The organism is Chthoniobacter flavus Ellin428, assembly GCF_000173075.1.
Lineage (GTDB): Bacteria > Verrucomicrobiota > Verrucomicrobiia > Chthoniobacterales > Chthoniobacteraceae > Chthoniobacter > Chthoniobacter flavus.
Genome location: NZ_ABVL01000007.1, coordinates 223830 through 249699, shown reverse-complemented (window position 1 = coordinate 249699; position 25870 = coordinate 223830). Strand labels below are relative to the sequence as shown.

Genomic DNA, 25870 nt, shown 5'->3' with positions numbered 1-25870 from the left:
ATTGGATGTTAGCGGCGAAGCCGCTCAGACCTTCACCGGGTCCAGCTTCCAGATCTCGCTGGCGTACTGGCCGATCGTCCGGTCGCTGGAGAATTTGCCCATGCGCGCGGTGTTCATGATCGCCATCTTCGCCCAGCGCGGCTTGTCCTTGAAGGCGGCGTCCACCAACTTGTGGGAGTCGCTGTAGGACTGGAAATCGGCCAGCACGAGGAACGGATCGTTGTAGATGAGATTGTCGCAGAGCATGCGCAGGCAGCCGGGTTCGTCGGGTGTGAAATAATTCGACCCGATCCAGTCGACCACGGCGCGCAGCTCTTCGTTCGCCATGTAGAAATCGTGCGGACGATAGCCCTTCTTCACCAGCGCGGTCACTTCCTCCACGGTCATGCCACAGATGAAGATATTCTCCTCGCCGACCTCTTCGCGGATTTCGACGTTGGCGCCATCGAGCGTGCCGATGGTCAGCGCGCCGTTGAGGGCGAGCTTCATGTTGCCGGTGCCGCTGGCTTCCTTGCCGGCGGTGGAGATTTGTTCCGAGAGATCGGCCGCCGGGACGATGCGTTGCGCGAGCGACACGCGGTAATTCGGCAGGAACACGACCTTGAGGCGATCGTTAATCCGCTTGTCGGCGTTGATGTGCGTGCCGACGGAGTTGATTGCCTTGATGATGCACTTGGCCAGATCGTAGCCAGGGGCGGCCTTCGCCGAGAAGATGAAGACGCGCGGGGCGATATCGAGATCCGGGTTCTGCAGCAATCGGCGGTACAACGCGAGGATGTGCAGCAGGTTCAGGTGTTGTCGCTTGTATTCGTGCAAGCGTTTGATCTGCACATCGAAAAGGGCCGCCGGGTTCACGGAGATACCGATCTGGGTCTTGATGATCCGCGCGAGGTCCACCTTGTTGGCGTGCTTCACAGCCATGAACTCGCTCTGGAAGTCCGGGTCGTTGGCGTATTGCTCGAGCCCGCGGAGCTTGTCGAGGTCGCGCTCCCAGCCGGTGCCGATCTTTTTCGAAATCAGCGTGCTTAGGCGCGGATTGCAGGCCAGCAGCCAGCGCCGCGGCGTGATGCCGTTGGTCTTGTTGTTGAACTTGCCCGGGAACATTTCGTCGAACTCCGGGAAGAGCTCCGCCTTGAGCAACTGGGTGTGCAGTGCGGCCACGCCATTCACCGAGAAGCTGCCCACGACCGAGAGATGCGCCATGCGCACCATCTGCACGTGGCCTTCCTCGATGATCGAAAGCACACGCTTCCTGTGCACATCGCCGGGCCACTTCGCTTCCACCTGCTCGAGGTGGCGCTTGTTGATTTCGAAGATGAGCTGGAGATGGCGCGGGAGCACTTTCTGGAAGAGCGGCACGCTCCACTTTTCCAGCGCCTCGGGCAGCAACGTGTGGTTCGTGTAAGCAAAAGTCTTGGTGACGATCGACCAGGCCTTTTCCCACGCCATGCCGTATTCGTCGTGGAAGAGACGCAGCAGTTCCACGATGGCGATGGCCGGGTGGGTGTCGTTGAGCTGGATGGCGACTTTCTCGGGGAAATCCTCCCACGCTTCGTTGTCCTTGCGGAAGCGGCGGAAGATATCGCGCAGCGAGCAGGCGACGAAGAAGTACTGCTGCACGAGGCGCAGTTCCTTGCCACTCTCGGTCTTGTCGTTCGGATAGAGGACTTTGGAGATCGTCTCGCTGACGTTCTTTTCGCGCACGGCCTCGCCGTAACCGCCACGGTTGAAGGCCTCGAAATCGAATTCCTCCGGCGCACGCGATTCCCACAGACGGAGGAAGTTCACCGTATTCGTGCCGAAGCCGGGGATCGGGATATCGTAGGGGACACCGAGAATCTTTTTCCCGCCGGTCCAGCGGGGCACGTAGTTGCCGCGGTCGTCGAAGACGTTTTCCACCTGGCCGAAGACTTGCACTTCGGTGGAGTGCTCGGGGCGGACGATTTCCCACGGCGTGCCGTAGGTCAGCCAGGCGTCGGGCAACTCGACCTGGTGGCCGTTGCGGAATTCCTGCTTGAAGAGGCCGTACTGGTAGTGGATGCCGTAGCCGACCGCCGGCAGATCGAGCGTGGCGAGCGAATCGAGGAAACACGCAGCGAGACGGCCGAGGCCGCCGTTGCCGAGCGCCATGTCGTACTCCTCTTTGCGCAGCGTTTCGGTATCGAGGCCCATCTCCTGCAGGGCGAGCTCGATCTCATCGAAGATGCCGGCGCTGTAGAGGCTGTTCGAGAACAGGCGCCCCATGAGGAATTCCAGCGAGAAATAATAGACGCGTTTCGCGTTGGTCCGGTGATGGGCCGTCTGCGTGGCGATCATGCGCTCGATGATGAGACTCTGGGCGGCCTTGGATGTGGCCAGCCACCAGTCGCGCCGCGAGGCCGTTTGGGTATCGCGGGCCAGGCTGAACTTCAGGTGATTTTTGATCAGCTTCTTGAGCCCTGGGACCGAGTGATCAATCGCCGATGTGAACTGCGCGGATTCAGACATACGGTGAGTTGCTTTCGTCCCAACACCGAGGGATGACAAGGAAATTCCAGGAGGAAGGGCAGATTGAAAATGGCAGATGGCAAAGGGGCTCGGGCGTTACGTGCTCTGGGCGCGCGAGTTGGTAAAATTTTTGACGGCGGATTTCGTCGATGACACGGAGGGTAGAGACCCAGCGCAGCTTCATCTGTGAAATCCTGTAACCCGTGGTCCCGCGCCGTCTCTCGCTTGTCCCGGGAAATTCTCGCAATCTTCAGTGCTTCACCCTATGCTGCTGGAAACGCATGAGCCTTCAAGAGATCCTCGCCGAAGTGGAATCGCTCAATTCCTCGGAATTGCTCGTTTTGAATCGCAAGATTCGCGAACGTTTTGAAAGGCAGCAAGTTACCGTCGGCGAAGTCGCTGGAGATCTTCTGGAGGGGGTGGACGATCTGCCGGGCGATTTGAATTCCAATCTGATCAGATTCCGGTGGTGATGCCGGCCACCAGATAGCGGCCGCCCAACTCCGCACTTCCCTCTCTCCCCGGGTTTTCCCTACCCTGCGCGGCATGCCTCGAAATGACGGTCGCAAGAACGACCAACTCCGCCCGATTTCCTTCACGCCGAATATCGCTCCGCACTCCACCGGCTCGGTGCTGGTCGCCGCGGGGAATACCCGCGTCATCTGCAGCGCGATGATCGAGGAGAGCATTCCGAACTGGATGAAATTCCAGAAGGTGCCCGGCGGCTGGCTCACCGCAGAGTATTCCATGCTCCCTTACTCCACCCTGGAACGGAAGCAGCGCGACAGCGCGAAGGGCAGGATAGACGGACGCAGTGTGGAGATTCAGCGGCTCATCGGGCGCTCGCTGCGCGCGGTGGTCGATCTCGATCTACTTGGGCCGCGCACGTTGTGCATCGATTGCGATGTGCTGCAGGCCGATGGCGGCACGCGCACGGCTTCGATCACCGGGGCCTGTGTAGCGGCGTCGCTGGCCGTGGAGAAGCTCATCGAAAAGAAGCTGCTTACCAAGTCGCCCATCAAGCAACTCGTCGCCGCAGTCAGCGTGGGCGTGGTCAATGGCGAGCCGATGCTCGATCTCAACTACCTCGAGGACAAGGACGCCTCGGTGGACATGAATCTGGTCATGACCGCCAACGGGCAATTTGTCGAAGTGCAGGGCTCCGGTGAGGAGCAGACTTTCTCCGAGAGCGAACTGGCCGCGATGATGACCCTCGGAAAAAAAGGCATCGGAGAGTTGATCGCCGCGCAGCGAGCCGCTATTAGCTCCGCCTCCGCGGAAACCCCTGAACCCGTGGGCCTCGTCTTTCCATCATGAAAAAAGCGCTCATCACCGGCATTACCGGCCAGGACGGCTCCTATCTCGCCGATCTTTTGCTCGAAAAGGGCTATGAGGTCCACGGCATCATCCGCCGCGCCAGCACTTTCAATACGTCGCGCATCGACCACCTTTACGCGGACCCGCATGTCCACGGGGTGCGCCTCTTTCTGCACTACGGCGATCTTTCGGACGCGCTGAACCTCACGCGGCTGATCGACCGCGTCGGGCCGGAGGAGATTTATCACCTTGGCGCCCAGAGCCATGTGCGCGTGAGCTTCGACATCCCGGAGAATACCGGCGACGTCACCGCGCTCGGCACCATCCGCATTCTGGAGGCGATCCGCGAATCCAAGGTGCAGGCTCGCTTTTACCAAGCCAGCTCCAGTGAAATGTTCGGCAAGGTGCAGGCCGTGCCGCAGACCGAGACCACGCCTTTCTGGCCGCGCTCCCCCTATGCGGTGGCCAAGGTCTACGCCTACTGGGCCACGGTAAACTACCGCGAGAGCTACGGCATGCATGCCAGCAACGGCATTCTCTTCAACCACGAGAGCCCGCGCCGCGGCGAGACCTTCGTGACCCGCAAAATCACCCGTGCGGTGGCGGCGATCAAGAAGGGGAAACAGAAGGAACTTTATCTCGGCAACCTCGACGCCAAGCGCGACTGGGGCTTCGCTCCAGAGTATGTGGAGGGCATGTGGCGCATGCTCCAGCAGCCGGAAGGCGATGATTACGTGCTGGCCACCAACGAGACCCACAGCGTGAAGGAATTCGTCGTCGAGGCCTTCGGCCATGTCGGTCTCGATTGGGAAAAATACGTAAAATACGACGCCCGTTACGAGCGCCCTGCCGAAGTCGAGCTCCTGATCGGAGACCCCGCCAAGGCCAAAACCAAGCTCGGATGGGAACCGAAGACCCACTTCAAGGATCTCGTGAAGATCATGGTCGACGCAGACCTGGCTGCGCTCGACTGATTTTTCATCTCCGCAGGAGGCTTTCTTAATCTTAATCCTACTTACTCTTACTCTGGAAGGGCCCGGAGAGATTAAGAGTAAGAGTAAGATTACGATTAAGAGAGCGGACTGCGGAAATTCTCCCTTGACCAACCCGCCCCTCCCCTCCATTGTCCCCGCCCCACTCGCACCAAACCCATTTTCCTGTATGAGCAAAGTTTGCAGCATTACCAACGCCCGCCCGGTCAAAGGGAGCAAGATTCATCGTCGTGGTCTCGCCAAGAAAAAGGGCGGTATCGGCCAGCACGTCACCAAGGCGGTGTCCCGCACTTTCACGCCAAACCTGAAGAAGAAGCGCATTTGGGTCTCTGAACTCAAGCGTTTTGTGACGGTAAAGCTCTCGACTCGCGCACTTAAAACCGTGACGAAGAACGGGGCTTATGCCACTCTGAAGGCGGCTGGTGTTGTTTAAACACCGGCTTTAAGCCGATTCCGTCACAAACTTAACCCTACTAGATCATTCCTATGGCGTTCAGTGTTATTTCCAAGAAATCAGGTAAAACCTACTTCCTTCACCAACGGCATCAGGAGCTGAAGGGCGGCCAGAAGGTCATCCTTTATTACTTCGGAGCCGAGCCCAAGGAAGGCGCCATCGACGCGCTGCCCGAAGGCTACGAGGTCTCCGAGAACTCGAAGACAGGTCTTCCGCTGTTGAAGAAAAAGAAGTAGGTCTCCCCACAATCGCAAAGATTTCTGGCGGCTTTGGAGTTATCTCCAAGCCGCCAGTTTCTTTTTCAAGAGACGTGCAAAGTTCGCGATCCTCTCTACCTTTCCCTTCCTTTCTCTTTTCGATCTTCCCATGAATCCCGTCCCCGTCACCATCCTGACCGGCTTCCTCGGCGCCGGCAAAACCACGCTCCTCAACTACATTCTTAAGCAAAACCACGGCTACAAATTCGCCGTGATCATCAATGAAGTTGGCCGCATCGGCATTGACGGCGCTCTGGTGGAGAAGACCAGCGACGACATCCTGGAGCTCTCCAACGGCTGCCTCTGCTGCACCGTCCGCAAAGATCTCGTGAAGGGCGTGCAGAACCTCGTGAAGAAGGGCGGTTTCGACTACCTGCTCATCGAGACCACCGGCATCGCCGATCCCGGCCCGGTAGCGCAAACTTTCCTGAACATCCCGGCCCTGCAGCAGTTCGTCCGCATGGACTCGATCATCACGGTGGTCGACTCCGAGCAGATCGAGAAGCAGATGAAGGAAACCGAGACCGCCCGTGAACAGGTCGCGATGGCCGATTTCCTTCTGTTGAACAAGACCGACCTCGTCTCCGCCGAGCACCTCGCGAAGCTCGAGGCGAAGGTCCGCGAACTCAACCCGCACGCCACCATCTTCCACACCAACCAGTCCCAGGCGAACCTGAAGGAGATCCTGGACATGAACGCCTTCAAGCTGGACCACAAGCTCTCCGTGGATCCCGAGTTCCTCAACGAGCTCAACGCCCGTCACCATCACGATATCCAGAGTTTCTCCTTCGAGTTCGACAAGCCGTTCAACGTCGAAAAGTTCGAATTCTTCGTCCAGAAGCTCTCTGAGAACGAGAAGGTGTATCGCTCCAAGGGATTCATCTCCATCGCTGGCAATCCACGTCGCGCCATCTTCCACGGCGTGAACAACCGCTTCACCATCATGTGGGATCGCCTCTGGGAAAAAGACGAGACGCGCGCCAGTCAGCTCGTCTTCATCGGCAAGCAACTCGACGACAAGAAGATTCGCGCCGAGCTGGAAAAGTGCCTGGCGTAAATTGACGGGCCGGATGGCTCGCTCAATCTACCAACGTTGAGACAGAGCCTAGGGGGAAGGCGGCTCGCCCGTGACCGTCCGCCGCTATTCCCCTCCCCCGCCTCAGCCGTCGGTGTCGCTTGGACCTGTCCCGTCGCTTACGCTTCGCGCTGCGTCTCGTTCGCGTAGGGAATGGCGAATAGCGCCATGACTACCCCGCTGCTCACGAAGAAGAGCTGGAACGGGCCGAAGAGCATCGCTCGCATCAAATCCCACGCGTAATGGAAGTGTGGCGAATGCTGGCACCACAGGCTGAGCAGCAGGGCCAACCCGCACACCGGAAACAGAAGGTATCCGACGAGAAATCCGCGGAGAGCGAACTTCAGGTATTTGGTCAGGAAGGCGCGCGCTGCGGAAGGCAGCGACCGGATTCGAGAAGAGGTAGAGGTGGACACCCTTGATCGTTTAGCACGACACGGACCATGGCCCGTCCAGGGCCCGGGTCCCAAGACCCAAACTTGAGTGAAAATACCTACAGAATTTTCCGCCTCTCCAGAAGGCAACGCCCGCTGGAAATTTTTTTAGCAAAGTACCCCACTTCGCACCGCCGCAGCAGACAACGGTCGACAGCGCTCGCTCTCATCTTCCGTTTCCCGATGAAATGACGACGGCACGGCTTCGCCGATCGTCAGCAAACCTACGGCGCCGGGTTATGCAGATCGTAAAGCTTCCGCCGCTCCGGAGGGAGACGATCTTGCATCAACGCCTCGGTGGCCCACGCGAATGACGATCTTATAAGTGAAGCCGCTGAGATCATCAGTATCGAGATAGACCGCCCCAAACGGGAATCGTCACCAGCTTCACTCCGTGCAACTTCGAAATCGGAAATCTCCTGCGGTCACGAAGGTGGTCATCCGGTTGAGTCCATTCGCCGAGCCCATCTGCTGGCTCAACTGATTCAACGTATCCATGTGATCGCCGTAGCCGTTGCGGTGCGAGATCCGGTCTTCATAGGTAAAGACCACGGAATTCTGCGGGTCCACGCTTTCGAGGCTGAAGTCATGCCGCGGATGCCGAACTGATCCAGGGAAATCTTCTCGTGCAGCTTCACCTCCACCGTCCTGACGGTGAACCCGGGCTCCACCGGGGCTATCTCTGCGGTGGGCAATGGCGTGGCCGCGGTCGCTGCCTTGCGCGTGGGCTGCGCGGTGGTGAGCGCCACCGTCGGCAGGACTGTCAGGTCGAAATTCACCGGGCGGCCGCGATCCGCGCCGCGGGTACCGTAGGGCGCGGTGCCGCGTTCCATGCGAGCGATATTATCCGGCGTAAACAACGCCAGGCTCTGCGCGCCGGCCCAAGCACTGAGCAGGCAATTCTGGGCCGTCGCGGCGTCCGTCCCCTTGACCCGTTCCGCCTTGTAAGCCGCCGCCAGGTATTCGCTCGGCCCCACGCCCTGGTCCTTGGACTTGGACATCGCCGCCAGAAATTGCCAGACGATCGGCGTCACCGTCGCCGCGTCCTTGCGCGCCACCGCATCGAGCAAATTGCGTAGGGTCGCCTTCTCCACCAGCACCGGTTCCTGATCGGGAAACAAGCCCCCATTGGCCGCCGGCTTCGCGGCAGCAGGAGCCGCAGGGGCAGGCGCTGCCGAGGCATTGGTCGCGGCTTGTGCCCCGTGACACGACCCAGCGAAAAGCAACAGGCTGAGGCTGAGTACGACGCAGGATGAGAGAACCGGGCGCGAAAGGGGGTAGTAAGACATAGCAGAGGAAGCCATCCTCGAATGGAGCACGGACTGAGCCATGGCGGCTACGTGAAGCTCTTCTCTGAAAGTAGTCGATTGTCACAACGACCTAAAACAGAGGTTGGTCCGAATACTCTGCAGACTGGAGTCACCGACAATCCGAAGTCACCCAGCAGCCAGCCTTGGCTGGCGGCCACTCCCCCGAAAAAAGTGAACCCCTCCCCCCATCTCCGAAAGACGAAGTCTGGCCGACCGCAGGACCTTCGGCCGATTGACGAGCCTGTCACCCCAGGCATCTGTATTGCCGGTGCGTGGCGGGCATCGCTCGCGGGCACCAGCGCTTTGGTGCTGGCGCTCACCTTCCTGCTCCACTCGCCCGCCTGCGCCGCGGAGGAAACTTCTTCCGAACGGCGCCCCAAAATCGGCCTGGTGCTCAGCGGCGGTGCAGCCTTTGGCCTCGCCCACGTGGGGGTGCTGAAAGCGCTGGAGGAGCTTCATATTCCAGTCGACTACATCGCGGGAACGAGCATGGGCTCCGTGGTGGGCGGATTGTATGCCAGCGGGCGGTCTCCGGAGGAGATCGACGACTGGCTCCGGCATGCCGATTGGGATTTTTTGCTTTCCGACTCGATCCCGCGCGAGAGCGAGAGTTTCCGCACGAAGCAACGCGAATTCGACGTGAACCAGGGCATCGCGTTCAAAGTCTCGCGCAAGGGACTGACCTTGCCGGCGGGGCTGATTCATGGCCGCAATGTCATGGCGAGCCTGCGAGAGCTCACCGTTCCGGTACGTGAGATCCGGGACTTTGCAAAATTGCCCATCCCGTTCCGCGCCGTGGCCACGGACATCGAAACCGGCAACAAGGTGGTGCTGCGCGACGGGGACCTGGTCGAAAGCATGCGGGCGAGCTTGTCGGTGCCGGCTCTTTTTACGCCGCAAGTCATTCGGGGGGCCCGGCTCGTCGATGGCGGCATCACCGACAACCTGCCGATCGATGTCGTGAAGGAGATGGGCGCCGATGTGGTGATCGCCGTGGAATCCATCGATCAACTGAAGAAGTCATCCGACCTCGAGACCGCCACGAGCATCGCCAATCAAGTGCTCACCATTTTTGTCCAAAAGCAGATGCAGGAACAAATCGCGCGCCTCGGTCCCGACGATGTTTTGTTGCGCATCAAGATCGAGGACCTGGGAGCGGCGGACTTCAAGAAAGCCCCCCAGGTGATCGACGCCGGTTACCAGCAAACCCTGCAAAACCGCGCGCGACTGGCGCATCTTTCGGTGGGCGAAGATGCCTTCCAGCAGTATCTGGCGCGGCAGCGGGTGCCCCGCGGCAAGCCGGTGATGGTGTCTTTCCTCAATGTGAAGACGCCGCAGGGAGAGTTTCATCACGCCCTCTCCAAGCCCATGGAATTTGACGTCAAATCGATGCACCCTTTCGTCCGGCTGCAGTCGCTCATCGGCGACTTGGGTGAGATGCAGAAATTCGAAGTGGGCGATTACCAAGTGATCCAGCGCGGTGACCAGTACGGGCTGGTGGTAAAGGCCCAGCAAAAGAAGACCGGCACCAGCTATCTCAACTTCGGCTTCGATCTCGCCTACAGCTCGAACGACGACACGGATTTCGCGCTGCTCCTCGCCTACCGGATGACCGAGCTCAATTCGCTCGGCGGCGAGTGGAACAGCTACTTGAGCATTGGCGAAACCACCCGCGTGCAAACCGAGTGGTATCAGCCGATCGACTGGCAGAGACGCCTTTTCTTTGCGGCGCATGCGCTCTTCGACAGCGACTACATCCTGGGCCGCACCGGCGAGGGCGACCCGTTGCGTTTTCGGCAGCAAGATGAATTCGCGGGGCTCGACCTGGGGGCGCGCCTGTGGCAGGCGGGCGAGCTGCGCATCGGCTACGATCGCGGGGTCGGCCGGATCATGGAAAAACTGGGCCCGGCAAAGTTGCCCTCGAGCTTCGACCGCGGCTGGGTGCATGCGGATCTCATCATCGACAACCTCGATTCCGAGAGCTTCGCCCGGCATGGCATCTATGCCAGCAGCTCGGTGATGGCCTCGCGCCGGGAACTCGGCGCCTCCGATAACTACACCCGCTTCGAAGGCCAGATGTTTGCGCCCATTACCTTCGGCAAAAACACGATCGTGCCGCGTGTCAGCGCTTCGCTCAAACTCGGCGGCGAGCATGTGCCCATCTACGATCAGGTCCCGCTCGGCGGGTTTCTCAATCTCTCCGGATTCCGCCGCGGCAGTCTTTTCGACGACAACGCCGCCCTCGCGGAACTCGTCTATTACCGCAAACTGGCCGATCTCGGTCCGGGCGTCGCGCGCAGCCTCTACGGCGGATTTTCTTTGGAAGCAGGCGAGGTCTGGGGCGGCCATTTCCGTCTGGAAGATGCGACCTTCGCGGGGAGCGTTTTCCTCGGCGCTGATACTTTTCTCGGCCCGCTCTTTCTCGGAGTCGGCGTTTCCGAGGGCGGCAATGCCGCCGCGTATCTTCAATTGGCGCCGCTCTTTCGTACGGGGCGAAACCAGATAAGACCAGCTCCGTAAAACAAACCGCATGTCCGGCTCCATTCCGCTCTGGGTCAAAATCGCCTACACCGTCTTCCTGGCGGTGCTGATTCCGAACTACTGGCGCGTCTACGGCCCGACCAATTTTCTCTACTTTTGCGACGTCGCGGCGTTTCTCACGCTCTTCGCGCTTTGGATGGAAAGCGCGCTGCTGGCGAGCGTCGCCGCGGTCGGCATCGTGTTACCGCAAATCCTTTGGGCATTCGACTTGGGGGCGCATTTCCTCGGACTAAGGATCACCGGCATGAGCGCGTATATGTGGAATCCGAAGGTCCCTATCTTCACGCGCGCGCTCTCTCTTTTTCACGGCTGGCTGCCTTTCTTCCTGCTCTATCTCGTGAAGCGGTTGGGCTATGATCACCGCGCTCTGCGAGTCTGGGTGGTCATCGCCTGTGTGCTGATGCTGGTTTGCTATTTTTGCCTGCCCCGCCCCGGCGAACGTCCGCCCGAGTCGTTGAAGGCCGTAAATATCAACTACGTCCATGGGTTCAGCGATGACGTGCCGCAGCACTGGATGCCCCCGTGGGCGTGGCTCACGACGTTATTGATCGGCCTGCCGTTTCTGATCTGGTGGCCCACGCATCTCGTGCTTTGCCGAATTTTCCCCACGCGCGGCGGAATATAATCGACCGAAGTCCATTTAACTTTTTCGATGAACGAAACCGGCCCTTCGGCTGACTAACGCTATTCTCATGATCCGCCCGCTCTCTTGCCTCGCCCTGTTGTCCCTCTGCGCTTTTGGTTTTTCGGCGTTGGCCGATGAAAAGGAGGAGGCTGGGAAAAAGCCCGACACCGAGAAAAAGGAAGACGCCAAGTCAGGCGACAAGAAACCCGCTGACCACAAGCCGGAGGAAAAGCCCAAGGAAGAGAAACCCGTGGTCACCCAGGGCGAGGTCACCATCGGCGGCCAGCAGGTGAAGTTTCAGGCCAAGACGGGGCTGCTCCCGCTGCTCAAGGAAGATGGCAGCGGCGAGAAGGCGAAGATCTTTTACGTCTACTACCAGGCGCTCGGCGATGACGGTAAACCGCTGGCCCCCAAGGATGCGGCGAAGCGCCCGATCACGTTCTGCTTCAATGGCGGCCCGGGCTCCTCGTCGGTGTGGCTGCACTTTGGCGGACTCGGCCCGCGCAAAGTCGACATCGATCCGCAAGGCCTGCAGGCCTCGCCGCACACCGCGGTGGTGCCCAATCCGAATTCCATCCTCGATGTCACCGATCTCGTCTTCATCGATCCCGTGGGCACCGGCGCGAGCCGTCCGGCCAAGGGCGAGAAGGGCGAGCAATTCTGGAGCGTGAATGGCGACATCGACAGCATCGGCGAATTCATCCGCTCGCTCACCACGCGCGAGCAGCGCTGGGCCTCGCCGAAATTCCTCTGCGGGGAAAGTTATGGCGGCATTCGCGGCTCGGGCCTCTGCGATTTCCTGGCCAGCAAGTTCGGCCTCTACGTGGATGGCTTCGTCTGCGTTTCCGGCGTCATTAATTTCGAAAATATCGGCGGCAGCCTGCAGGGCGCGCTTTCCTTCCTGCCGAGCTATACCGCGACCGCCCACTTCCACAAAAAGCTCCCGCCCGACCTGCAGGCCGATCGTGACAAGGCCATCGCCGAAGCCCGCACCTTCGCCCAGGGCGACTACGCGCTCGCCCTGCTCAAGGGCGACAGCCTGCCCGCCGCCGACCGCACCCGCATCGCGGAAAAACTCGCGCGGCTCACCGGCCTCGACCGCGATTTGATCGAGCGCGCGCATCTCATCATTTCACCGGGGCTCTTCATGGAAAACCTCCTCCGCAAGGAGGGCAAAATCGTCGGCCGTTACGACGGGCGCGTCACCACCGAAGACTACGACCGGCTGAACACCCATCCCGAGTTCGACCCAAGCTACACGAACATCTACGGCGCCTTCTCTTCCGCCGCGAATGCCTCCATCCGCAGCGATCTCAACTACGAGTGGGACCTGCCCTACACCATCCTCGGTGGCGTAAACTGGAGCTACCACGATTTCGACGGCGAAGTGGTGAACCTCGAAGACCGTCTCGCCAAGGCGCTCAAGACGAACACCAAGCTGCGAGTGCTCTTCTGCCTCGGCTACCGCGACCTCGCCGTGCCCATGGACTCCACACTCTACAGCATCGAGCACCTGCACATCCCGGCCGACCTCCACTCCAACCTCACCATTCAATACTACGAGAGCGGCCACATGATGTATCTCAACCAGCCAGACGCAGAGAAGCTGCGGCGGGATATCGTGACGTTCATTCGCGGGAAGTGAGGAGTGCTTGGGGGGTGGAGTAATCAACCACCCCTACTTCACATCCTCCACCTTCGTCAGCTTCATCGAGATATTCTGCTTCATCGGCATCTCCATCATCGCGGTCGGATCGGCCGGGTTCTTCATCGAGATCGTTACCTCCTGCACGAGTTGTGAATCGCGCGCCATCCCGAGCTGCGGATCAAACCACATCGGACCTTTAAGCGTGCCGTTGCTGACTTTCATGCCGAGCTCGCTGAACGGTGAAGCGGCGTCCCTCTTGGCTTCGCCGATGTCCATGGAAAGCTGGCCATCCATCTCAATTTCCGCGCAGCGGACGCCGTTGTGGTCGCCGATGCTCTTGAGCGTGTAGTTCCCTTTCACCACCACCTTGCCCAGGGCGGGAAGGTCGATCTGGTTGCTGAAATCCCACGTGTCGCCCACGGCCACCGGCTTCCCCGGCGTGGCGCGCAACGCACCCTGCTTCATCATTTCCGTCAGCGCTTCCTTGTTGAACATCTTCTTCGGATCAAAGCCCGGCGTCGCCGCCGCCCCAAAGTGACTGACGAACTCATCGTAGTTTTCGATGTCGGCGATTTCATCCTTGTTGTTGAAGACGACCTTCAATTCCTGCCCCACCGTGGCGCCCATCGTCTTGCTGAGATTGAGCGGATCGCCGCTCGCCCCCGGATTGGCTGAATCGAAGCCCATCTTCTGCCCGTTGATCTCGACCCCCATGGCCATGCGCTCGTAGCGAATCGTCATCCGCTTCGGCTGGCCGTCTTGGTGCGGACTCACCGTCATCGTCAGTTCGATGGTCATGCTCGTGGATTGCTCCATCTTCTTCCCCGCGACCTCGAAGCTGCTCACTTGGTCGGTCTGCATGGTCTCGTAATACCTTTTGCCGGCCATCCACTGTGGCTTGATCTCCACGGTTTCGGCCGCGGACGCCGGAAGGGCCGTCGACAAAGCAAGCGCGATGATGGAAAGGAAACGGGTGGAAAATTTCATGAGTCGTTGGGCTTGGCTTGCCCTACCTCTGCGTATGAGCGAAGTCGAGCGCCATCGGCGCCACGGAGGGACGTGCTCCTGCGTGCTCCCTGCTTTTACGGGTTGGGTGAAGGGAAGAGTGGAAACGAGAGAAAGCGCGTCCCTCCGGTATTCACCGCCCCAGCTTCATCACCGCGCGATGGCGAAAGCAATCCACCGCGTGATCGTTCACCATCCCCGTGGCTTGCATGAACGCGTAGCAGATCGTCGAGCCCACAAACTTGAAACCTCGCCGCAACAAGTCCTTGCTCATCGCATCCGATTCCGGCGTCCGCGCGGGCACTTCTTTCATCGAGGCGCGCTTGTTCTGCCGCGGGGTGCCGCCCACGAATTGCCAGACGTAGGCATCAAAGCTCCCAAACTCCTTTTGCACCGCGAGAAAGGCGTTCGCATTGGCGATGGACGCCGCGACCTTCAATCGATTCCGTACGATGCCCGGATCCGCCAGCAGCTTCGCCACCTTGCGCTCATCATATTTGGCAATGCGCTTCACATCGAAACCATTATACGCCGCGCGATAGTTTTCCCGCTTGTTCAAAATCGTCGTCCAACTCAGCCCGGCCTGCGCGCCTTCCAGGATGAGGAACTCGAAAAGCACCCGGTCGTCATGCTGCGGCACGCCCCATTCGGTATCGTGATAGTAGATGTTCGGTTCTTCGCGCGCCCAGCCGCAGCGACATTTTTCGGTGCTCATCCACCCATTTTCGCCAGCATCCGGTCGACACCAGCAAAAAGTTCATCGATCTGCGCTCGCGTGATGATCAGCGGTGGCGACATCGCGATCATATCGCGGATACCACGCACGATCACGCCTTCCTGCCGCGCGAAGGCCGCGGCCTTCGCACCCAGCGCGCCCTTCAGTTTCGACTTATCGCGATCCGGCGGCAGCAACTCGATCGCCCCGATCATGGCATAGCCCCGCACCTCGCCGACCAGCGGATGCCCCGCATACCCGCGCAGCTTGTCCTGGAAATACGGCCCCACATCGTCGCGCACGTGCTCGATGAGTTTGTCGCGTTCGATCACCCGCAAATTCGCCAACCCCGCCGCGCAACTCGCCGGGTGTCCGCTGTAAGTAAAGCCATGCGCCAGATAACCGCCGTGGATAAGCGTGTCCGCGATCTCATCGCGCACCACCGTCGCACCGAGCGGGGAGATAGCCGCTCGTCAAGCCCTTCGCCAGCACGAGCACGTCGGGGCTCGAGATTCCACAACTCGCTGGCAAACCAACTCCCCAGCCGACCAAAGCCGGTGATGACTTCGTCGGCCACAAAGAGAATGCCATGCTTCCGCGCCAGGTCGCATAACGCCCGTAGATAACCCGCCGGCGGCACGATCACGCCACCCGCGCCTTGTATCGGCTCGGCAAAGATCGCCGCAATCGTCGCCGGATCTTCCCGCAAAATGATGCGCTCGGTTTCCTCCAGACACCACCGGCCATAGGCATCGGGTTCCTTCTCCTTGTCGGCCGCATAAGCCAGCGGCCCCGGCACTTGCACGAATCCCGGCAGCGGCAGGTCGAATGGCTCGGTGCAATTCGAGAGGCCAGTCATGCTCGTCGTTGCCAGCGTCACGCCGTGATACGAATATTTGCGCGTGATGATCTTCGAGCGTTTCGATTGCCCACGCAGCTTGAGATAGCCGCGGATCAATTTCAGCGCCGTCTCATTCGCCTCGGAGCCGGAGTTGGTGAACATCACGTGGCCCAGCCCGCGCGGGGCGACGGCGGAAATCTTGTCCGCGAGCTCGATCGCCGACTCCGTCGTGGTATTGAAGAACGAGCAGTAATACGGCAGGCGCCGCATCTGTTCGTGCACCGCCTCGACAATCTCGTTGCAACTGTAGCCCACATTCACACACCACAACCCGGCAAGGCCATCGAGCAGCTTCTGCCCCCGTGCGTCCCACAGGTACACACCTTCTCCGCGCGTCATCACATGCGTCCCCTTGGTGTGCATCTCCTCGTGATTCGTAAACGGGTGCAGGTGGTGCTGCGCGTCGAGCCGCGCCAGCGAATCGGGAGAAACCGTGCTTCTCATCGATTGGAATAAACACCCGCCTGAAACCTTTGCCAAGTGGCAGACTGCTGTTCATCTTTACAATTGATGTCATGGCCTGTGACCACGCGCGATCTAGCCCCAGGGGATGCCAAGTCCGCCTCGCTCGATCTGTCGCATTTCGATCTCGTGCGCATTCGCAGCACGCACCATCCGCTGTTTGACGAAGCCTATGGCCGGCTCTGGCAGGAATTCGGACCGAGGGACGAAATGGAGCAGCGCGAAGTGCTAGAGCGCCGCTTTCAGCTCGGATCGCGCTTTTACTACGAAATGGCACTGGTGCGAGCGGACGGTGATTTCATGGCCGTGCGCGACCACACCGCGGCGATGACGCGCAACAACCTGGGCGTGGTCGTGCATCTCTCGCACAATCTCGTCGCCCCCCAGGCGCGGCGCACCGGACTTGCCGGTTGGATGCGCGCGCTGCCGATTGCCGCCGCCTTCGGATGTATCGGCGCGAATCCAGCACCGTTGTCTCTTCTGACGCCGATCACGCTGCTCGCGGAAATGGAATATGCGCAGCCGAACGATCCTACCAGTGCGATTCGGCTACAGGCCTACGAGCGCGCGGGCTTCCGCAAAATCGACCCTCAGGTGATTCACTTTTTCCAGCCCGACTTTCGCCCGCCGGACGTCATCGATGCAACCGGCGGCGCGCGCCCTCTGCCTTTTCAACTCATCGTCCGTCGGATCCATCGCGAGGACCAGGACACCATTTGCGGCGCGGAAGTGCGCCAACTCGTGGAGACCCTTTACGACATCTACCGTCCGCAATTTCGTGCCGCCGATCTCGCGCATCCGTCGCTGTCGCTCGATGGCTATCCCGCGGATGATGCGGTGATTTCACTCCTTCCGCCCACGCAATGCTGACCACTTACTATCATCCCGGTTACGCTGCGCCCATCGGCCAGCACATCATGCCGATCCGCAAATTCAGTCTCGTGGCGGATGGCTTGCGCGACGCGCCAGGCATCAAGCTCACGCGGCCCGAGCCGGTAACGGAAAGCGATCTGCAACGTGTGCACACGGCGGAATACATCGCGGCGATCAAGACTGGTGAACCGCGCGATCTCGCGCAGTCGCAAAAATTCCCGTGGTCGCCAGAGCTGTTTCCCAGCGTGTGTCTCACGAATGGCGGTTGCCTCGCCGCAGCCCGCCAGGCTTTGCGCGATGGCGCCTCCGCGGCGCTGGTCAGCGGCTTTCACCACGCCTGCGCGGATCACGGCGAGGGCTTCTGCACTTTCAATGGCCTCGTCATCGCCATTGATGCGCTGGTCGCCTCCGGCGAAATCCGTTCCGCCGCTGTGCTCGACATGGATCTGCACTATGGCAACGGCACCGCGCAGCTCGCGGAATCGCGCCCGTATCTCTTCAACCTCTCGCTCTACGGCAACGATTTCTGGGATAACTTCTGCTACCGCGATGTCTCGGAGCGGCATCACGCAGACGGCGCCAATCACGTCTCCTTCAGCCTGCCGGCGGGCTGCGATCGGAAAGCTCTTTTCGCAATCATGGATCAGGCACTGCCGCAGCTCGCAGAGCGGAAGCCGGACGTGATCCTCTATCAGGCGGGTGCCGATCCGTATTTCGAAGATCCGTATTCCCCGCTCGCGCTGGACCACGATGATTTGCGCTCACGCGACCGGCGCGTGTTCGAGTTTGCCAAAGCACATCGGATTCCCATCGCCTGGGTCCTGGCCGGGGGCTACACCAGCGACGTGAGCAAGGTGGTGCGCGTACATCTCAATACCTTCGAAGCATGGAGGGAGGTCTATGGCTGCTGAACGTTGGATCAATCACAGTCCGGGCGATTTGTCGGTCACGCTGCCGGATGTGGAAGCGGGCGATGTCCCTGCCGCCGTGGCCCGCGCCCAAGCTGCCGCGCCGGACTGGGCGGGCAGTACTGTTGCTCGAGCGCATGGAACGCCTGCGCGCGGCTCAACGCGCGCTCTCCGCAGCGAAGGAAGAACTCGCGCGGGGTATCACCATCGAAACCGGCAAACCGCTCACGGAATCACAGGGCGAAGTCGCCGCCGTCATCGCCAAAATCGATTTCGCGATCGACGACGCCAGGGAATACCTCACCGACCGCAATACCGCCGGCGGTCAGCATCCCGCCCTGGTGCGGCAATGTCCGCTCGGTCCGGCCGGGGTCATCGGCCCTTTCAATTTCCCGCTGCATCTCGGCCACGGCGCGAACGTGGCCTATCTGCTCGCCGGCAATCCGGTGATCTACAAGCCCTCACCCTTCGCCGCCAATGTCGCGGCCCACTATGGCGAAGTGATGGCACCGCATTTTCCGCGAGATGTCTTTCAAGTGGTGCAAGGCAGCGGCGACGAAGGCGAGGAACTATGTCTCGACCCGCGGGTGCGAGCGGTGTGTTTCACCGGTTCCGTGCGCGTCGGCCGCACGCTGGCGCAAAAACTGGCGGGAGATTTTTCCAAAAGCCTCGCTCTTGAACTCGGCGGGAACAACGCCCTGATCGTGTGCGCCGATGCCGATCTCGACAACGCCGCACGCGCCGCCGCCGATGGCGCCTGCCTCACCGCCGGCCAGCGTTGCAACGCCACCAGCCGGGTCATCGTCGAAAAGAAAGTCGCCGCCGATTTTCTGCCGCGCTTCCTCGCCGCGTTGCAAAACTACGAGCCCGGCGACCCGCTGCGGGCCGAGACGCGACTCGGTCCGCTGATCAGCGCCGCCGCCGTCGAGCGTTACGAAAAACTGTGCGACACCCTGCACGGCTCGTGGCTGCTCAGCGGCAAGGTCGAGCTGTTCGTCGCCGGCAAGCGCGGCCACTATGTGCGGCCGGCGGCCATCCAGCGCACCGACGATAGCCACGCCGATGCCGAAGCCTTCGTCCCGGTGGTCAGCGTCTACCTGGCCGATGACCTCGATCACGCAGTGCGCCTCCACAGCGCCACGCCCTTCGGCCTCACCGCATCGATCTTCACTCGTAGCGAAGCGACCTTCCGCCGCCTCGGCGCGCGACTCGAAGTCGGCAACCTCTACGCCAATCTGCCAACCACTTTCTCGCCCTCGACCCTCCCCTTCGGCGGCTGGCGCGACTCCGGCAACGGCCGCCCCGGGGGCCGCGGTTTCATTCGCTTCACCACGAGGGAGCAGGCGGTGCAGTTTACGGGGTTTGAGGCGCAGTGAGGGCCGCTCTCCTCGGAGTCATCCTGAGCGGAGCGCTCGTGGGCCAGTGGGGAGCGCGTAGTCGAAAGCCGAGCTTGCGAGACGCCTATGGGACTGTGGGGCAAACCCCGTCGCTTTACGACCGATACTCGTTGACTGTTCGGGTTTGCCCCGCGATCCCATTCGCGTCTCGCTGGTTGTTCGACGGGGTTCTTCGACTGCGCGCCCCGCCCCCTTGCCACCGGGGCACTCCGCTCAGAATGACATCAGGAAGAGAGCGACCCCAAAAAAACGTTTGAAGATGCTTTTCCAAACGCCCCATGCATCATCCCCCGCATGAGTTCCGCCGCCCCTGCGCGTCCCCGCTTTCGCCTGCCCTCCGGCATGCGGCTCGTCAATGGGCTCTGCGGCGGCTGGACGGCGCTGATCTTCGTCTTTCTCTACGTGCCGATCCTTCTGCTGGTCGTCTATTCCTTCAACGCCTCGGATCTCGCCGTCGTCTGGACCGGCTTCACCTTCGATTGGTACACGAAGCTCTGGCACAACGGCCCGCTGATCGATGCGCTGGAAAACAGCCTCATCATCGCCAGCATCACCACCCTGCTCTCCGTGCTGCTCGGCACCAGCGGCGCGTGGCTGCTCCATCGCTATCGCTTCCCGATGCTCAAGACGCTGACCACGCTGGTCTTCGTGCCGATGGTCATTCCAGAAGTCATCATGGGCGTGAGCCTGATGATCCTCTTCAGCGTTCTAGAGAATCCGCTGAACAACCTGCTGGCCCATTTCACGGACTCGGAATTCGGCCCCGGCTTCGTCACGGTCATCGTCGCCCACACCACCTTCTGCTTCCCCTTTGTCCTCGTCGCCGTGCAGGCGCGACTGGCCGATGTGGATCCCTTTCTCGAGGAAGCGGCGCTCGATCTCGGGGCCACGCCGTCCAAGGCTTTCCTCCTCGTCATGGTGCCGTTTTTATTGCCGGCCATCGTCTCCGGCGCGCTCCTGGCGTTCACGCTGTCGATGGACGAATACATCGTCACACTCTTCACCACCGGTCCGGAATCGCAGACGCTTCCGCTCAAAGTTTTCGGCATGGCCAGGAAGGGGCTCGACCCTTCGCTCAACGCCATCTCCACCGTGTTTATCCTTGCGACGGTCATCCTCGTCGTGCTTGCTGAAATGGTCCGCAAAATCAACCGCTGACCGTTGCCTCCCTCCGAAATATGAAACTCGTTCGACTGCTTCTCGCCTGCGCTTTCGTGGGCCTCCTCGCCACGCCGCTCCACGCTGCGTCCAGGAAAAAAGGCCGGCCTCAATCTTTTCTGCTGGTCGGAATATGTGCCGCAGGAAGTGATCGATGGCTTCACCAAAGAGACGGGCATCAAGGTGAGCGTCGAGAATTACGCCTCGAATGAAGAGATGCTGGCCAAGCTCCTCGCGGGCGGCGCGCATTACGATCTCATCCAGCCTTCCGAGTACACCACCGAGGCGCTGATCAAGGCCGGCAAGCTCGAGGAGCTGAACCTGGCCAATATTCCTAACATCAAAAATCTCGCGCCCGAATTCACCAAGCTGCCGCACGATCCCGAGGGCAAATACAGTGTGCCGTGGATGGCCGGTTCGGTCGGTATCGTGGTGAATACCGCGAAAGTGAAGACGCCGGTGAAGGGCTATGGAGATCTTTTCGACGGCACGCACAAGAAGCGCATCGTGGTTCTCAACGACAACCGCGAGATCGTTTCGTGGGCGCTCAGTTTTCTCGACCATTCGGTGAATGACATCACCCCGGAGACCCTGCAGCAGTGCAAACCCGTGCTCGAAAAATGGCTGCCGCAGGTGAAGGTCTATGATTCGGATTCACCGAAGACCGAACTGCTCAACGGCGATGTCGATCTCGGCATCGTCTGGAGCGGCGAGGCGGCGATCCTTTACAAGAAGAACAAGAAATTCCAATACATCCTGCCCTCGGAACACGCACATCGCTTCATCGATAGCCTGGCCATACCGAAAGGCGCGGCGAACAAAGAGAACGCGGAGAAGTTCATCAATTACATCCTGCGCCCCGAGGTGAGCGTGAAGATTTCCGACGCGTTCCCCTACACCAACCCGAACGCCGAAGCTCGCAAACTGCTGACCAAGGCGCAGCTCGCCAATCCCGCCAGCTATCCGCCCGGTGATCCGAAGCTGGAAACATTCAGCGACATCGGCAAGACGGCGAAGGACATCGACAAGCTGGTGACGGATTTGAAGGGGCAATAGAGATATTTGATCGCGCGTGACCTTCTTCTTCGAGCGACTCCCTCCTTTTATGTCATTCTGAGCGGAGTGCCCGTGGGCGGAGGCGGCGGGGCACGCAGTCGAAAGCCGAGCTTGCGAGACGCCTATGGGACTGTGGGGCAAACCCCGCCGAACAACCAGAGACTCCTTCGTGAAAGACCTTTTCGTCTACATCCTGACGAGCGAGCGCCGCACCACACTCTACATCGGCGTGACGAACAATCTGGAGGGACGTCTGTGGCAACATCAGAACGGTGAGGGATCAAAGTTCGCGCATCATTACAACCTCACGGTTTTAGTTTATTACGAAACGTGGCCGGATCCGGCTTCTGCGATCGCTCGGGAGACGCAACTGAAAGGCTGGACGCGCGCGAAGAAGGACGCCTTGATCTCCACGCTCAATCCTACCTGGGAAGATCTTGCTCCGTCGCTGTTCGGGAAGGACTCGCTGGTTGTTCGACGGGGTTTGCCCCACAGTCCCATAGGCGTCTCGCAAGCTCGGCTTTCGACTGCGCGCTCCGCCACCTTACCGCCGGAGCGCTCCGCTCAGAATGACCGCGGGGAGGGGGCGCAGGAGGGGGCGAGGGAGCGCGCGAAGAAAGCCCGTGGCGAAGAGAAAGGGGCTCACGAATGATCCTCAACGAAACTATCGAAACAACTCCCCAGCAGCGCCGGCCGGGCATCTTCGGCTGGTTGCTCATGACGCCGATGATCCTTTGGCTGGTGGCGTTTGTCGTCGTGCCGACGGCTATCCTGCTGGTCTACAGCTTCTGCCAACGCGATGAACTTGGGCAGGTCGTCTATCATTTCTCGTGGGAGAATTACCGGCGGATCTTCATCGACTCCGATACCGGTCACTTCGGGACGGTCTATTGGACGATCACGCTGCGCTCCGTCATTTACGCAGCGTTTACCACGGGCGTGTGCCTGCTGCTCGGCTACCCGGTCGCGTGGTTCATCGGACGCGCGCCCGAGCGGCGGCGCAATCTCCTGCTCACACTTGTGATGATCCCTTTCTGGACGAGCTTCCTCGTCCGCACTTATGCGTGGATCACCATCCTCAGCACGGACGGCCTGCTCAATTCCTTCCTGCAATACACACACCTCATTTCCGAGCCATTCGAGATGCTCTACACGCCCGGCGCGGTGGTGCTCGGGCTGATCTATAACTACCTGCCGTTTTTCATCCTGCCGGTCTATGGCTCGATCGAGAAGCTGGATGGCAGCCTGATCGAGGCGTCGTTCGATCTCGGCGCCGGCCCGCTGCGCACCTTTCAACGCGTGATTCTTCCGCTTACCTGGCCGGGGATCGTCGCCGGAATTCTCATCGTCTTCATCCCCGCGATCGGCATGTTTGGCATCACGCAACTCATGGGCGGCGGGATCAAACCGACCATCGGTGAGGTCATCCAAAACCAATTTCTGCAAGCCCGCGACTGGCCCTTCGGCGCCGCGCTCGGCATGACCCTCGTGATCCTCTTCGCCGCGGTCTATTGGTTCACCGCACGCCGTCAACAGACAGTGTAATTTTGCGGTTCAATGTCCATCGTTCCCTACTCCGCCGTACGCTCCACCATTTTCGTGATGGCGGCGCTCCTGTGCGTGGGCTCTTCCGCAGCGCAGGCTGGCCTCGAATGGCTCAGCCCGGAACTGCGCCGACTCGGCGAAGAGCGCGAGACCTTGCAACAGCACCTCACCACGCTGCCGTCTGCTCCCGAACCGCAGGTGACGCAGCGCCTCGGCTGGCACAGCGATTATTCCACCTCGCCGGATACGGTCGACTGGGTGGAGCTCAATCTCGGGCACGCGGAACGCCTCGATGCCGTGGTGCTCATCGCCCCGCCGCCGAGTGGTGGAGCGATCGAGCCGGGCTACGGTTTTCCGCTGCGCTTCCGCGTGGAATTGCTCGGGGATGACGAGAAGACCGAGCGCTGGATTCTCGCCGACTACACGCGTGCCGACTTTCCCAATCCCGGGATCCTTCCCGTGTTCATTCCGGCCGGTGGCCGGCTGGCGCACAAGGTGCGTGTCACGGCGACACGGCTCTTCCGCGAAGACCATCGCTATCTCTGCGCCTTCGGTGAAGTGATGCTGCTGCAAGGCCAGCGCAACCTCAGTGCCCAGACCGAAGTCGTCGGCCCGAATGCGGTGCGGGCCAGCAGCAGCCAGGGAACGCGGCCGGATTGGGGCCGGATCAATGTGGTCGATGGACACACCGCGCTCGGCCCGCCCGTCGGCACACAACCGAGCCCGACGCTCGGCTTTCGCGCCCGCTTGAAACACGAGCGCGGGAAGAACCAAGACCTGGTGCCGTGGGTCTCGGTGGACCTCGGAGCCGTGGCGCCGATCGATGAAGTGCGGCTCTTTCCCGCGCATCCACCGCAATTTGCGCACAGCCATGGCTATGGTTTTCCGGTGCAATATCAGATCGAATTGCGCGAGACGGAAGATGGGCCGCCGGTGATCCTGCCCGCCCCGCAATCTGGCGACTACAGCGCGCCGCCGGGAGACAATATGGTCACCGTGGTGGCCGGCGGGCAGCGCGCGCGCTTCGTGCGGCTCACCGCGCTGGAGCAGCACGTGAGCAATGGCGGACCGGTCTTCGCACTGGCGGAAATGCAGGTTTGGTCGGAGGCGAAAAACATCGCGGCTGGGAAGAGCGTGATGGCGTCGGATTACACAGATCAACCGGGATGGTCGGGGGCTGCGCTGGTGGATGGTTTCACCAGCAGCGCCAATATCGTCGACTTTCCGAGCTGGCTCGCGGGGCTCTCCCAGCGGCGCGAGGTCAAGCAGCGACTGGCCGCGATCGAGTCGCGGCGCAAGGCGCTCACCCAGCGCTGGGAACAGGCTGGTTTCATCGGACTGGCTGGGCTCGCGGCCTTGGGGACGATCGTGAGTCTGGTCTGGTTGCAGCGGCAACGACGCCAGCGTCAGGCGGAATTGGAAGCGTTGCGCCAGCGGATCGCGCGGGATTTGCACGACGAAATCGGCAGCAGCCTGGGCAGCATCGCGCTCATCGCGCAGGACATTCTCGCCGACGGACACGACGCTGCACAGATGCGCGCCGACCTCGGCGAAATCAAACACATTGCCGATGAAACGGTGAGCGCAATGCGCGACATCACGCGGCTCATTCAAAGCGACCGTTATGGGACGGATGACCTCGCTACTTTGTTGCGCGAAACGGCCGGCCGTCTCTTGCGGGGCATGAGTCACACGTTGATGGTCGAGGAGAACCCGCACGCGCGTCCGCTGCCGGTCGATCGGCAGCGTGACCTCATCCTCATGTTCAAGGAGACGCTGCATAACATCACGCGACATGCCGGGGCGAAGAACGTCGGAATCCGTCTCGCGCAAAGCGATGGCCAACTCACACTCACCATTCACGATGACGGCCACGGCTTCGATCCCGCCGCGCCGACGGGCGGTGGCATGGGCCTGACCAATCTGCAGCGTCGTGCGGCCAAACATGGCGGCGTCGTGCGGATTGTCTCCGTGCCCGCGCAAGGCACCACTGTCTCCATCACCCTTCCCCACCATGCCTGATTCCAAGCAACCCGTGAACGTGTGGCTCATCGAAGACCATAAGACCTATGGCGAGCGGCTGATGCGCGCCCTCAATCGGCTCGACGACGTGCGCTGCGAAAAGCATTTCACCGCTTGCGAAGATGCGCTGACCGCGCTGGGCAAAAACGCCGCACCGCAAGTGCTGCTGCTCGATGTCGGGCTTCCCGGCATGAGCGGCATCGAAGGGCTCGCGCTGCTGCGACAGCAGGCGCGCAAGACTGCGTTGGTTATCCTCACGGTCTTCGAGGACGACGACAAAATCTTCCGCGCCATCTGCGCGGGCGCTGCGGGTTATCTTTTGAAAACGAGCAGTATCGAAGACATCGCTGCGGCGATTCGCACGGCAGCGGCGGGAGGTTCGCCGATCAACCCCACGATCGCCCGGCGGGTGCTGGAGATGTTTTCGAAAGCCAACCCGCCGGCGCGCGATTACGGCCTGACGCCGCGTGAGCAGGAAATTCTCGAGGTGCTGGTGCAGGGCAAGACGATCAAGGAAGCCGCCGCGGCGCTGAAAATCAGCTATTACACGGCCGATGAATATATCCGCAGCGTGTATGACAAGCTGCAGGTCCGCAGCCGCAGCAGTGCGGTAGCCAAGGCGGTGAGCGAGGGGTTGGTCCCGCCGCGTGGGCAGTAAGATTGTCGCTGGTAAAGCGGCGGGGTTCTT

Annotated in this window: 25 protein-coding genes; 18 read left to right on the top strand and 7 right to left on the bottom strand. The window is 60.8% G+C overall.

From position 1 onward, the window contains the following. Positions 1 to 24 precede the first annotated feature (24 nt). Positions 25 to 2487 (bottom strand): glycogen/starch/alpha-glucan phosphorylase, encoded by a 2463-nt coding sequence (locus CFE428DRAFT_RS13990; protein WP_006980215.1) that lies wholly within the window; start codon positions 2485 to 2487, stop codon positions 25 to 27. 281 nt (positions 2488 to 2768) lie between these two features. Here CFE428DRAFT_RS13990 and CFE428DRAFT_RS13985 point away from each other — a divergent pair, with 281 nt between their 5' ends. From CFE428DRAFT_RS13985 to CFE428DRAFT_RS13960, 6 genes are all read left to right on the top strand, one after another. Beyond that, on the top strand, positions 2769 to 2960 hold the full coding sequence (locus CFE428DRAFT_RS13985; RefSeq protein ID WP_006980213.1) for a hypothetical protein: 192 nt from the start codon (positions 2769 to 2771) through the stop codon (positions 2958 to 2960). Positions 2961 to 3033: 73 nt separating this feature from the next. Next, positions 3034 to 3804 carry a ribonuclease PH gene (gene rph, locus CFE428DRAFT_RS13980; protein ID WP_006980212.1) on the top strand — a complete coding sequence of 257 codons (771 nt, stop codon included), beginning with the start codon at positions 3034 to 3036 and terminating at the stop codon, positions 3802 to 3804. Next, the gene (gene gmd / locus CFE428DRAFT_RS13975; RefSeq protein WP_006980211.1) at positions 3801 to 4778 is read left to right on the top strand and encodes a GDP-mannose 4,6-dehydratase; all 978 of its coding nucleotides are present in this window, start codon (positions 3801 to 3803) and stop codon (positions 4776 to 4778) included. Before rph ends, gmd begins: the two co-directional genes overlap by 4 nt. A 187-nt stretch (positions 4779 to 4965) precedes the next feature. Continuing rightward, positions 4966 to 5229 carry a 50S ribosomal protein L28 gene (gene rpmB / locus CFE428DRAFT_RS13970; RefSeq protein WP_006980210.1) on the top strand — a complete coding sequence of 88 codons (264 nt, stop codon included), beginning with the start codon at positions 4966 to 4968 and terminating at the stop codon, positions 5227 to 5229. A 53-nt stretch (positions 5230 to 5282) separates the two neighbouring features. After that, on the top strand, positions 5283 to 5486 hold the full coding sequence (locus tag CFE428DRAFT_RS13965; RefSeq protein WP_006980209.1) for a hypothetical protein: 204 nt from the start codon (positions 5283 to 5285) through the stop codon (positions 5484 to 5486). Between the two features lie 130 nt (positions 5487 to 5616). Beyond that, positions 5617 to 6564: a CobW family GTP-binding protein gene (locus tag CFE428DRAFT_RS13960; RefSeq protein WP_006980208.1), complete on the top strand. Its 948-nt coding sequence runs from the start codon at positions 5617 to 5619 to the stop codon at positions 6562 to 6564. A gap of 137 nt (positions 6565 to 6701) precedes the next feature. Here the strand turns inward: CFE428DRAFT_RS13960 and CFE428DRAFT_RS37325 are convergent, their stop codons facing one another. Together CFE428DRAFT_RS37325 and CFE428DRAFT_RS13955 are read right to left on the bottom strand one after the other, a co-directional pair. Beyond that, positions 6702 to 6998, bottom strand: coding sequence for a hypothetical protein (locus tag CFE428DRAFT_RS37325; protein WP_006980207.1), 297 nt, complete (start codon positions 6996 to 6998; stop codon positions 6702 to 6704). 503 nt (positions 6999 to 7501) lie between these two features. After that, on the bottom strand, positions 7502 to 8305 hold the full coding sequence (locus tag CFE428DRAFT_RS13955; protein WP_006980206.1) for a hypothetical protein: 804 nt from the start codon (positions 8303 to 8305) through the stop codon (positions 7502 to 7504). Positions 8306 to 8497: 192 nt separating this feature from the next. Between CFE428DRAFT_RS13955 and CFE428DRAFT_RS13950 the strand changes: the two genes are divergently transcribed. The 3 genes from CFE428DRAFT_RS13950 to CFE428DRAFT_RS13940 all read left to right on the top strand — a co-directional run bounded on the left by CFE428DRAFT_RS13950 (position 8498) and on the right by CFE428DRAFT_RS13940 (position 13137). Then, a complete protein-coding gene (locus CFE428DRAFT_RS13950) occupies positions 8498 to 10846 on the top strand; it encodes a patatin-like phospholipase family protein (RefSeq protein ID WP_162145267.1) in 2349 nt (782 codons plus the stop codon). 10 nt (positions 10847 to 10856) lie between these two features. Further along, positions 10857 to 11492 (top strand): hypothetical protein, encoded by a 636-nt coding sequence (locus CFE428DRAFT_RS13945; protein WP_006980204.1) that lies wholly within the window; start codon positions 10857 to 10859, stop codon positions 11490 to 11492. A 67-nt stretch (positions 11493 to 11559) separates the two neighbouring features. Then, complete coding sequence (locus CFE428DRAFT_RS13940) at positions 11560 to 13137, top strand: S10 family peptidase (protein ID WP_006980203.1); 1578 nt, start codon at positions 11560 to 11562, stop codon at positions 13135 to 13137. A gap of 33 nt (positions 13138 to 13170) precedes the next feature. On the opposite strand, the gene CFE428DRAFT_RS13935 is transcribed toward CFE428DRAFT_RS13940, so the two are convergent. The 4 genes from CFE428DRAFT_RS13935 to CFE428DRAFT_RS13925 form a co-directional block, all read right to left on the bottom strand. Continuing rightward, the gene (locus CFE428DRAFT_RS13935) at positions 13171 to 14127 is read right to left on the bottom strand and encodes a DUF6263 family protein (protein ID WP_006980202.1); all 957 of its coding nucleotides are present in this window, start codon (positions 14125 to 14127) and stop codon (positions 13171 to 13173) included. Positions 14128 to 14278: 151 nt separating this feature from the next. After that, the gene (locus CFE428DRAFT_RS13930) at positions 14279 to 14860 is read right to left on the bottom strand and encodes a DNA-3-methyladenine glycosylase I (protein WP_006980201.1); all 582 of its coding nucleotides are present in this window, start codon (positions 14858 to 14860) and stop codon (positions 14279 to 14281) included. Then, positions 14857 to 15300 (bottom strand): aminotransferase class III-fold pyridoxal phosphate-dependent enzyme, encoded by a 444-nt coding sequence (locus tag CFE428DRAFT_RS40485; protein ID WP_162145266.1) that lies wholly within the window; start codon positions 15298 to 15300, stop codon positions 14857 to 14859. The genes CFE428DRAFT_RS13930 and CFE428DRAFT_RS40485 overlap by 4 nt, the downstream gene beginning before the upstream one ends. Beyond that, a complete protein-coding gene (locus tag CFE428DRAFT_RS13925) occupies positions 15189 to 16205 on the bottom strand; it encodes an aminotransferase family protein (protein WP_006980199.1) in 1017 nt (338 codons plus the stop codon). Before CFE428DRAFT_RS13925 ends, CFE428DRAFT_RS40485 begins: the two co-directional genes overlap by 112 nt. Before the next feature lie 66 nt (positions 16206 to 16271). Here CFE428DRAFT_RS13925 and CFE428DRAFT_RS13920 point away from each other — a divergent pair, with 66 nt between their 5' ends. The 9 genes from CFE428DRAFT_RS13920 to CFE428DRAFT_RS13880 all read left to right on the top strand — a co-directional run bounded on the left by CFE428DRAFT_RS13920 (position 16272) and on the right by CFE428DRAFT_RS13880 (position 25840). After that, positions 16272 to 17093, top strand: a complete 822-nt coding sequence (locus CFE428DRAFT_RS13920) for a hypothetical protein (protein WP_006980198.1) — start codon at positions 16272 to 16274, stop codon at positions 17091 to 17093. Then, entirely contained in the window at positions 17087 to 18007 is a 921-nt protein-coding gene (locus CFE428DRAFT_RS13915) for a histone deacetylase family protein (protein ID WP_006980197.1), read from the top strand. The genes CFE428DRAFT_RS13920 and CFE428DRAFT_RS13915 overlap by 7 nt, the downstream gene beginning before the upstream one ends. Positions 18008 to 18069: 62 nt before the next feature. Then, positions 18070 to 19380: an aldehyde dehydrogenase family protein gene (locus CFE428DRAFT_RS13910; RefSeq protein WP_042724953.1), complete on the top strand. Its 1311-nt coding sequence runs from the start codon at positions 18070 to 18072 to the stop codon at positions 19378 to 19380. Between the two features lie 315 nt (positions 19381 to 19695). Beyond that, positions 19696 to 20559 carry an ABC transporter permease gene (locus CFE428DRAFT_RS13905; RefSeq protein WP_006980195.1) on the top strand — a complete coding sequence of 288 codons (864 nt, stop codon included), beginning with the start codon at positions 19696 to 19698 and terminating at the stop codon, positions 20557 to 20559. Positions 20560 to 20694: 135 nt separating this feature from the next. Continuing rightward, positions 20695 to 21615, top strand: coding sequence for a polyamine ABC transporter substrate-binding protein (locus CFE428DRAFT_RS13900; RefSeq protein WP_006980194.1), 921 nt, complete (start codon positions 20695 to 20697; stop codon positions 21613 to 21615). 169 nt (positions 21616 to 21784) lie between these two features. Further along, on the top strand, positions 21785 to 22267 hold the full coding sequence (locus CFE428DRAFT_RS35040; RefSeq protein ID WP_064736169.1) for a GIY-YIG nuclease family protein: 483 nt from the start codon (positions 21785 to 21787) through the stop codon (positions 22265 to 22267). Further along, entirely contained in the window at positions 22264 to 23160 is an 897-nt protein-coding gene (locus tag CFE428DRAFT_RS13890; protein ID WP_006980192.1) for an ABC transporter permease, read from the top strand. The genes CFE428DRAFT_RS35040 and CFE428DRAFT_RS13890 overlap by 4 nt, the downstream gene beginning before the upstream one ends. A 12-nt stretch (positions 23161 to 23172) precedes the next feature. After that, positions 23173 to 25182 carry an ATP-binding protein gene (locus CFE428DRAFT_RS13885; RefSeq protein ID WP_006980191.1) on the top strand — a complete coding sequence of 670 codons (2010 nt, stop codon included), beginning with the start codon at positions 23173 to 23175 and terminating at the stop codon, positions 25180 to 25182. Continuing rightward, on the top strand, positions 25175 to 25840 hold the full coding sequence (locus CFE428DRAFT_RS13880) for a response regulator transcription factor (protein WP_006980190.1): 666 nt from the start codon (positions 25175 to 25177) through the stop codon (positions 25838 to 25840). The genes CFE428DRAFT_RS13885 and CFE428DRAFT_RS13880 overlap by 8 nt, the downstream gene beginning before the upstream one ends. Positions 25841 to 25870 lie beyond the last annotated feature (30 nt).

Coding starts and splice junctions, on each gene's coding strand:
- CFE428DRAFT_RS13990 (WP_006980215.1), bottom strand. CDS start 2,487: ATGTCTGAATCCGCGCAGTTCACATCGGCGATTGATCACTCGGTCCCA.
- CFE428DRAFT_RS13985 (WP_006980213.1), top strand. CDS start 2,769: ATGAGCCTTCAAGAGATCCTCGCCGAAGTGGAATCGCTCAATTCCTCG.
- rph (WP_006980212.1), top strand. CDS start 3,034: ATGCCTCGAAATGACGGTCGCAAGAACGACCAACTCCGCCCGATTTCC.
- gmd (WP_006980211.1), top strand. CDS start 3,801: ATGAAAAAAGCGCTCATCACCGGCATTACCGGCCAGGACGGCTCCTAT.
- rpmB (WP_006980210.1), top strand. CDS start 4,966: ATGAGCAAAGTTTGCAGCATTACCAACGCCCGCCCGGTCAAAGGGAGC.
- CFE428DRAFT_RS13965 (WP_006980209.1), top strand. CDS start 5,283: ATGGCGTTCAGTGTTATTTCCAAGAAATCAGGTAAAACCTACTTCCTT.
- CFE428DRAFT_RS13960 (WP_006980208.1), top strand. CDS start 5,617: ATGAATCCCGTCCCCGTCACCATCCTGACCGGCTTCCTCGGCGCCGGC.
- CFE428DRAFT_RS13955 (WP_006980206.1), bottom strand. CDS start 8,305: ATGTCTTACTACCCCCTTTCGCGCCCGGTTCTCTCATCCTGCGTCGTA.
- CFE428DRAFT_RS13945 (WP_006980204.1), top strand. CDS start 10,857: ATGTCCGGCTCCATTCCGCTCTGGGTCAAAATCGCCTACACCGTCTTC.
- CFE428DRAFT_RS13940 (WP_006980203.1), top strand. CDS start 11,560: ATGATCCGCCCGCTCTCTTGCCTCGCCCTGTTGTCCCTCTGCGCTTTT.
- CFE428DRAFT_RS13935 (WP_006980202.1), bottom strand. CDS start 14,127: ATGAAATTTTCCACCCGTTTCCTTTCCATCATCGCGCTTGCTTTGTCG.
- CFE428DRAFT_RS13930 (WP_006980201.1), bottom strand. CDS start 14,860: ATGAGCACCGAAAAATGTCGCTGCGGCTGGGCGCGCGAAGAACCGAAC.
- CFE428DRAFT_RS13925 (WP_006980199.1), bottom strand. CDS start 16,205: ATGAGAAGCACGGTTTCTCCCGATTCGCTGGCGCGGCTCGACGCGCAG.
- CFE428DRAFT_RS13920 (WP_006980198.1), top strand. CDS start 16,272: ATGTCATGGCCTGTGACCACGCGCGATCTAGCCCCAGGGGATGCCAAG.
- CFE428DRAFT_RS13915 (WP_006980197.1), top strand. CDS start 17,087: ATGCTGACCACTTACTATCATCCCGGTTACGCTGCGCCCATCGGCCAG.
- CFE428DRAFT_RS13910 (WP_042724953.1), top strand. CDS start 18,070: ATGTCCCTGCCGCCGTGGCCCGCGCCCAAGCTGCCGCGCCGGACTGGG.
- CFE428DRAFT_RS13905 (WP_006980195.1), top strand. CDS start 19,696: ATGAGTTCCGCCGCCCCTGCGCGTCCCCGCTTTCGCCTGCCCTCCGGC.
- CFE428DRAFT_RS13890 (WP_006980192.1), top strand. CDS start 22,264: ATGATCCTCAACGAAACTATCGAAACAACTCCCCAGCAGCGCCGGCCG.
- CFE428DRAFT_RS13885 (WP_006980191.1), top strand. CDS start 23,173: ATGTCCATCGTTCCCTACTCCGCCGTACGCTCCACCATTTTCGTGATG.
- CFE428DRAFT_RS13880 (WP_006980190.1), top strand. CDS start 25,175: ATGCCTGATTCCAAGCAACCCGTGAACGTGTGGCTCATCGAAGACCAT.